The sequence below is a fragment of the Anaerobiospirillum sp. NML120448 genome (genome assembly GCF_023050945.1).
Classification (GTDB): Bacteria; Pseudomonadota; Gammaproteobacteria; order Enterobacterales; family Succinivibrionaceae; genus Anaerobiospirillum.
The window spans coordinates 40,751-47,712 of the sequence record NZ_JALKIM010000025.1 but is presented as its reverse complement, the minus strand read 5'-3'; the positions used below and the strand labels follow the sequence as shown (position 1 = coordinate 47,712).

The window sequence follows — 6,962 nt, the reverse complement described above, 5'->3', positions numbered from 1 at the left end:
CTTTAAAAGGTCATACAACAGTTCGATATCTGTCGATGTAATTTTACTATTGTTAGCCATTGCTAACTCCTTTTGATTTCAACTAAAACTTGCTTAATTGTTTATATGATTATATTTTACTAGATCAAAGTAAAGTAAAGCAGCTAACACCTTGCTCCAGCTAGATAGAGACTGTTAATAAGAGTAGGAGCAAGCAAAAACTAGCAAAGGCAATAGCGCCGCACACAAGGCGACCTGCACGCAAGCTTACAAGTGCCCGCACATGCAAGTAAGCTCACGAACGAGCGAGCGCACCTACATGCGTGCAAGTTAGCAAGTGAGAGAGCAAGCGGGCTAGTACTAGCTTTCAAAAGTTTTGCCCTCTGTTTTAAAGCAGCAAAACCTCGAATTTACTAGCTTTAATTAGCATTTAATGGAGTGATGAACTTTTGAAATTCAGTACTAGTGCGCTTGTTTGCTTAGAGGTCAGGGGAGATCAGAGTAATCTTATTTAAAGGCTGCAAGTTGGTACAAAATTTGCGCTATTTTAGCTGTATCTTAGCTAAAATACTGGTTTTTAGTGATTGTTTATTGAGTACTAAAATTAGCATGCAATTTTTGCCTTGGAGGTATCAACATGCCTTTAGTGTCTAACTCCTCTCACGCTTTAGAATTGCTCAAACAATTAGATCAAAGCTTGTCTCAAAGCGCACATAAAGGCGATCAACAAGCTTTTAATCGTGCCTTGGCTATGGAGCAAGGCATGAATGCTCATAAACCAACCACTATTCCTAGCTATGGCCAAACAGTCCCTCAAGATAAGCCAGGCTCTAATCAGGGCACTAATCTAGGCCCAGGCCTCAGCCAAAACTCCTCAAACTTAAGCTCAGGCTCATCTTCAATCTCAGGTAGCAACCTTAGCCAGAGCAATAGCGCTACTGGTGCAGCTAAGGCTAATGTAGCTACTGCATCCTTTAATGCTACTGGTAATTTGAGCTCCACAAGCAATTTGCAGGACTTTAAGCTGTTAAACCAGCAAAATGTTCTGATGCAGCAAGTGCTTAATATGTCTAAAACTATTAGCACTACCCAAGCCTCGGCTCTCCAGCCTTCGGTAATGATTTCACTTGGTATGTTGCAAAAGCTTTATGAGATGATTGAGTTACGTACTCGCAATCGTAATAACTCTTTATTAATGAACAACACTCATGCTAGTGCAGCTAATAACGCCGATGATTTGGCGGCCGCACAGCAGGCCCAAGTATTGTCATTTGTCATGATAGAGCGCTTCTTAAAGATCTTTGAAAATGGAGAGAAATACAACATCCTCTCCCGCTTCTTTAAAAAGGGCCCTTTAGGAGAAAATGAGCATGAGACTGATACTGATGATGAGTATGGCAACAGCTATGCTGATGTCGATGCTGAAACTGACTATATTAAACGCCCACGCCGTGACAAGCCTGGCATGTCCTTCCACCACTCTATGCTGCGCTAAACTTGCTAGTCTTACTTAAGCTCTAAGCGCACGAAACAGGCATCTGTGCTCAAGCACTGTTCTTAGGTTGGCTAAATGCTCTTAGGCAGCTAGATTTTGTAGCCTGCCTAAAACAACAACGCACGGCTAAACCGTGCGTGTATTAACTAAAGTAAATCCTCAGGAAGCATCTTTTGCTTATCTAAGTAGGCAATCATATGATCTAAAGTAAGATCTGAAATGACATGCTCAATACGGCAGGCATCCTGCTCGGCCTGGGATGCTGGAACCTCAAGCACATAACGTAAGAAGTAAGTTAAAATGCGATGACGCTGGAAAACTTTTTTAGCGTAGCTTAAGCCCTCAGGAGTAAAAATAATGGCTCCTGACATTTCGATATTGATAAGGCCCTTTTCTTTTAACTGACTTAAAGCACGAGAAACACTTGGTTTAGAGAAGCCTAATTCGTTAGCAATATCAACAGCTCGCACTAAGCCACTTTGAGTGCGCTCCTTGATTAATAAAATGGCCTCCAAATAAGTTTCTCCAGACTCTGCAATACCATGCTCTTTAGAACCCTTATTTGGAACCTCAGGTACAGCATTTAATACAGTCAATGGTGTTGGTTTTTCTAAATCAATCTTAACGCCGTTGGTCATCGCAAAATTTACAAGCACTAACTTAAGTCTCTAAGACCAAGTCAAACGCTTCTCTCCTATATTGGTTTTTCCTAAAGGGTAAGTGGAACATAGTTCCTATGGCAGTTTATTTATTTATTTAAGCTAATAAACAAAGCTTTTACAAGCACAAAAAGCGATAAAAGAAAGCACTCTTAGTAGCTACAAAAAACTAAGGGCTTATCTAAAAGCCCTTAATTTCTGACACTAGAATGCAGTCTTTAATTACTATGAGGTAATTACAATATTAATGCTTTCGCCTACTAGTGAAATTTCAATCTTGTTATTGTTACCAATTACACCGTGAGAAATAAGTCCTAGACGAATTAACTCTGATAATTGGACATTATTACGTGGACGTACTACCTGGCCATTAACATCAGTGATTACTCCTAATTGAGGCATTACACGATTAATACCTAAATTACGAGTTTTAGCTAACACACCGATCTGCTCTAAACGATTAATGAGACGGTAAACAGTAGCAATACCTAAATCAGGTACATATTGTCTAGCTTCGTACCAGAGCTCTTTAGGGGAGGTACATTGACTCTTGGTTAAGATATCAATGATGTGGCGTCTTTGCACTGTCATGCGCAAGCCGCTTTGCTCAAGCTTTTGTACAGTTTCTTCGGTAAGGTCTCCGATCTGACTGTATACCGAATCTTGGTTTTGCATGGCTATCCTCAACTTGTCCTAAGCATGCTGTTAACAGCAATTAGCAACTAACAGGAGCTATTTCATAAACTCAAACTTTGCCATTAAAGACAACTCCTATCTTACCAAAAAATAGAAGTCGATTAATACCTTTCATAAAGGCTAGCACATATTATTTAAGTTAATTGATAAATATCATTTAAAAACTAACAATCAGTGCTTGAAAATAAGTTTGGCAACCCCTGTATGGTCTAAAGCACTTAACGCTTTTTTAATGCTGTGAGCTATAGTAGTTCGCTACAACTAAAAAACTGCATAGTACCTTAGCAAATATGATAAAGCATATCGCAACTTGTCATAAAAGACTAGCACATAGGATAAATCTTTGGATTTTCTCTGCTATTTTTAGCAAGCTTGCCGACAAGCTCACATATTGAGCCTAAAAAGGTAGCAAAAGCTAACTAAATCAATCAAGTACATAAATTGAGAAAATTTTTATGGCTTTAATGAGCCACGTCCACTTTTATCAACCTGACAATTACAGCTTTGGTCACTATTATGGCTTGAACTTACCTTATTTACGCCCTTTGCAGAGCCTCCACAACCACAGTCTGACTTGCCGCAACCACAGGAATTTTTACTTCCAAACATAGCTGCAATCTTCTTAAGACCAAAATAGAAAGGAAGCGCAATGACAGCAATAATTAACCCAATTATTAAATTATCCATAATAATACCCAAGTTAGCCTTGTATTATCTAAGTTAGCATATGCTAATATAATAAAGACAACAGGGCAATTTTGCAATGCCTTTTTATCAATCCCCTAACACAAGCACCACAACTTAGATGAGCTGTTTCCCCTCACAAAAGCCCACCTCACTCCCCACAGCCCAATAGACCCAATGAGCCTAACGGCCCATTGGGCCTATTGGGCCTATTGGCCTCATGGCCACAACACATTAGCCCTATATGCGCCATGAGCCCATATAGCCCCTATAGAGCACTAAAAGAAAGCTAACCAGGTGCCAGGTGCCATTGTCCCCCTACTGGCCCTCTACATAGGGTTAAATGCCTCCAGTTAAGAAAAATCCTAAGGCAAAAATAATGAGCATAAATGCGGCTAAACCCTTAATCACCATTTTGCCAATACGAGTATTAACTAAGATTTCATGAGCCTTTTTAATCTTAGTTTGATCTAAACGGTTCTTTAAATCGCTACTACGCAAATCACCATTATTATCACGTCTACCTAAAATTACAGGCACACCACTTACGGTGTAAATGTTATAACCATTACCAAAGGCATTTTTTAACTTAACATCTACCTTATAAGAAACTAGTGAGTTAGCTCCATACTCCAGGCAATCACGAGTTAAACGGTAGCGAGCTTTTTCCTCAGTACGATCTGAGCGTGATAAAGAGTATAAACCACGATCTAAAACATCAAAGCCCTCTACTAAATCCTCCTTTTCATATAAGAAAGAGGATGGCTCACTATAAAAAATATTGTGCTCATCTAGGCTTTGAGGATTTAAAACGGTTAGCTCTAAAGCAGCTTGCTTTTCCACCATTTGGTTAGTCTTACGATCTTTTACTTGCTTAAGACCAACTTCAAACTCTACCTCTACATCCATCATCAGGTAGTCACAATCTTCTTGACGGGCAATACAGTCATTATTAAACCAATAAATATGACCGTCATCAGCCTGTACACGACCTTCGCCTTTCTTATTGTCGTAGGTAGAGATCTTTCCGTGCATTTTAACTCCTTGCTATTCTCGTACTAATTACCATTAGCCTATCATCCTAAGCTTAGCATAAAGCTAGCCTCTCACACCTGACTAAAAGAAAGTTTCATTTAGCCCCCGCCACAGCCCGCACGCCGCTCTGCGCCGTGCTGCGCCACGCACGCCGCCCTGCGCCTCGTACACTGCTTAGCTACGTGCTGCAGCGTGCAGAGGCTTGATACAGAACATTAGCTTTTACTCTTGCATGTCCAAACGCTATTTTCACCTATAGGGCGGCAAACTTACTCTTGCGACCAACTATAGATCTACCCTCTACAAGGCCATGTTTGATTATTGGTAGTGAGGAGCTGAGACTGCATGGCTTGCTCATGGAGCTTGCTAGGCAGAACTCCGTATTTTTGCTTAAAAGTGCGGGAGAAGTTTGAGTTAATTAAATGTGCCTTTTTAATCTTTAATCTTTCAAACATAAAAACGCTAAGGCCTAAAGCTAATATAGCTTTAGGCCTTTTTACTATCCAAGGTTAGCCCCCTATCTCTCAACTTAAGCTCTCGCAACTTAGGACACCACACAATACCCCAACGCAAATACAAAAAAGCTCGAAAGATAAGATTACATCAGAAATGCAGACTTTGTATCCCAATGATTTGCATGACAAATTTCCCTAGATAGACTTTTTATCTTCTGGAACTAACTCCAGAATGTCTTCAATTCTGCAGTCAAGTGCAGAACATATTCTCACGAGAACCTCCACAGTCACATTTTCATTCTTGCCTAACTTAGCAATTAAAGAATTACTGATACCAGCAGCTTCGGCTAACTCTTTCTTTTTCATGTTTTTGTCGATTAAAAGTTTCCATAGCTTGTTGTAGCATACCTGCATATCCAGCACCCCTTCACTAAATAAATTTATTACACAATATAGAAATTATATGCAAATACGGCTTACTACTCAATACTGAGATTGCCTAATAAAATCTCATACCTATATGACCTGTATATCCCTACTTTCATGATATGTACCAAGGCCAAGACACTTGGTGTTTAAGGGCTATGCCCACCAATGCAAGCCCTAAAGCTAAGAAAACAAGACTAGCCAAACAAGCATGGTAATGGGCTTTCAAAGTAAAAAGGCCAGGAAGATGGTTAGTCTTGCTGGCCCTTCTTTAAAGAATAAAGAAAATTAGCTACTAAAGATCGTTAGGTACGTTACCTGACTTGATGGCAGCGGCAAATTTCAACATGCGATCAAGAGGCTTCATAGCATCAACACGTACACTCTCATCAACTTCGATGCTGTGCTTAGCTTTAACTTGCTCGTCACCCTCTAAAGACTCAATAATCTTCTCTAAAGTGTTTAAAGCCATCCATGGGCACTTAGCACCATCTAAAGAAGAAACACCTGGACGAGGGCCAACAGGAGCCTCGATAAAGGTCTTATTAGGGCAAGCCTGTTGCATCTTATAGAAAATGCCTCTTTCAGTAGCAACTAAATAAGTTTGGGCATCATCAGTCTTGGTAAAGGCTAATAATTGAGAGGTTGAGCCTACCTTATCAGCAAGAGCTACTACCTCAGCAGGAGACTCTGGGTGTACTAAGAGCTTAGCTTGTGGGTTTTGCTCTTTTAACTTAGCAATTTCTTTAGCCTCAAAAGAGTCGTGCACAATACAACGACCAGGCCAAGTAATAACTTGAGTCTTAGCGTTATTAGCAATATAACCACCTAAATGACGATCTGGCACCCATAAGATTTCCTCGCCACGACCCTTTAAGTAATCAGCTAACTCTACAGCTAAGGATGAGGTTACAATCCAATCAGACATAGCCTTAACCTCTGCTGAGGTATTAGCATAGGCCACTACAGTTGCATTAGGATGAGCCTCTTTAATGCGCTTAAGTTCTGAGCCCTTACAACATAAATCTAAAGAACACTCAGCACCCATGTCAGGCATTAAAATAGTCTTTTCTGGAGATAAGATCTTTGCAGTCTCACCCATGAAGCGCACACCAGCTACTACTACAGTGTTTAAAGGACTCTCTTTGCCTACACGAGCCATTTCTAAAGAGTCACCAATAAAGCCACCTGTTTCCTCAGCTAAGCGCTGAATAATTGGGGTAGTGTAATAGTGAGCAATTAATAAAGCCTTATGCTTTTTGATGGCTTCTTTAGCTTGCTCGAACAAGCTACTATCTTTTTCTAGCTCTTGGGCAGATAACTTAGCAGGAAGTTCAAACTCCTGAGGCATAACGATATCTTTGAGCGTAATTAAAGCCATAATGATCCTAACTCCTAAAATATGGGCCTAATGCCATTATTCATCATTCAGGCATTAAGCATAATGCTTAGCAAAGGCACATCTTAAGACATGCTCCTTTACTAAGAGATTACAAGCAAAGGTAACTTTGCTCTTTTCTAAGCTTGGCAAGG

Annotated in this window: 7 protein-coding genes; 1 reads left to right on the top strand and 6 read right to left on the bottom strand. The window is 40.1% G+C overall.

Translation table 11 applies throughout. The features are described from left to right. The first annotated feature begins 616 nt into the window (after positions 1 to 616). On the top strand, positions 617 to 1,474 hold the full coding sequence (locus MXE38_RS06205; protein WP_246913239.1) for a hypothetical protein: 858 nt from the start codon (positions 617 to 619) through the stop codon (positions 1,472 to 1,474). Between the two features lie 146 nt (positions 1,475 to 1,620). On the opposite strand, the gene MXE38_RS06200 is transcribed toward MXE38_RS06205, so the two are convergent. The 6 genes from MXE38_RS06200 to nadA form a co-directional block, all read right to left on the bottom strand. After that, positions 1,621 to 2,112, bottom strand: a complete 492-nt coding sequence (locus tag MXE38_RS06200; RefSeq protein ID WP_246913237.1) for a metal-dependent transcriptional regulator — start codon at positions 2,110 to 2,112, stop codon at positions 1,621 to 1,623. A gap of 246 nt (positions 2,113 to 2,358) precedes the next feature. Continuing rightward, on the bottom strand, positions 2,359 to 2,808 hold the full coding sequence (locus tag MXE38_RS06195) for a transcriptional repressor (protein ID WP_246913235.1): 450 nt from the start codon (positions 2,806 to 2,808) through the stop codon (positions 2,359 to 2,361). A gap of 474 nt (positions 2,809 to 3,282) precedes the next feature. Next, the gene (locus tag MXE38_RS06190; protein ID WP_246913233.1) at positions 3,283 to 3,516 is read right to left on the bottom strand and encodes a hypothetical protein; all 234 of its coding nucleotides are present in this window, start codon (positions 3,514 to 3,516) and stop codon (positions 3,283 to 3,285) included. Between the two features lie 336 nt (positions 3,517 to 3,852). Continuing rightward, on the bottom strand, positions 3,853 to 4,548 hold the full coding sequence (locus MXE38_RS06185) for a hypothetical protein (protein WP_246913231.1): 696 nt from the start codon (positions 4,546 to 4,548) through the stop codon (positions 3,853 to 3,855). Positions 4,549 to 5,198: 650 nt separating this feature from the next. Further along, positions 5,199 to 5,417, bottom strand: coding sequence for a helix-turn-helix transcriptional regulator (locus MXE38_RS06180; RefSeq protein ID WP_246913228.1), 219 nt, complete (start codon positions 5,415 to 5,417; stop codon positions 5,199 to 5,201). Between the two features lie 307 nt (positions 5,418 to 5,724). Then, a complete protein-coding gene (gene nadA, locus MXE38_RS06175; protein ID WP_246913226.1) occupies positions 5,725 to 6,810 on the bottom strand; it encodes a quinolinate synthase in 1,086 nt (361 codons plus the stop codon). Between the last annotated feature and the right edge of the window lie 152 nt (positions 6,811 to 6,962).

Excerpts from the sequence above, each read along its gene's own strand:
- MXE38_RS06205 (WP_246913239.1), top strand. The coding sequence starts at position 617 with ATGCCTTTAGTGTCTAACTCCTCTCACGCTTTAGAATTGCTCAAACAA.
- MXE38_RS06200 (WP_246913237.1), bottom strand. The coding sequence starts at position 2,112 with ATGACCAACGGCGTTAAGATTGATTTAGAAAAACCAACACCATTGACT.
- MXE38_RS06195 (WP_246913235.1), bottom strand. The coding sequence starts at position 2,808 with ATGCAAAACCAAGATTCGGTATACAGTCAGATCGGAGACCTTACCGAA.
- MXE38_RS06190 (WP_246913233.1), bottom strand. The coding sequence starts at position 3,516 with ATGGATAATTTAATAATTGGGTTAATTATTGCTGTCATTGCGCTTCCT.
- MXE38_RS06185 (WP_246913231.1), bottom strand. The coding sequence starts at position 4,548 with ATGCACGGAAAGATCTCTACCTACGACAATAAGAAAGGCGAAGGTCGT.
- MXE38_RS06180 (WP_246913228.1), bottom strand. The coding sequence starts at position 5,417 with ATGCAGGTATGCTACAACAAGCTATGGAAACTTTTAATCGACAAAAAC.
- nadA (WP_246913226.1), bottom strand. The coding sequence starts at position 6,810 with ATGGCTTTAATTACGCTCAAAGATATCGTTATGCCTCAGGAGTTTGAA.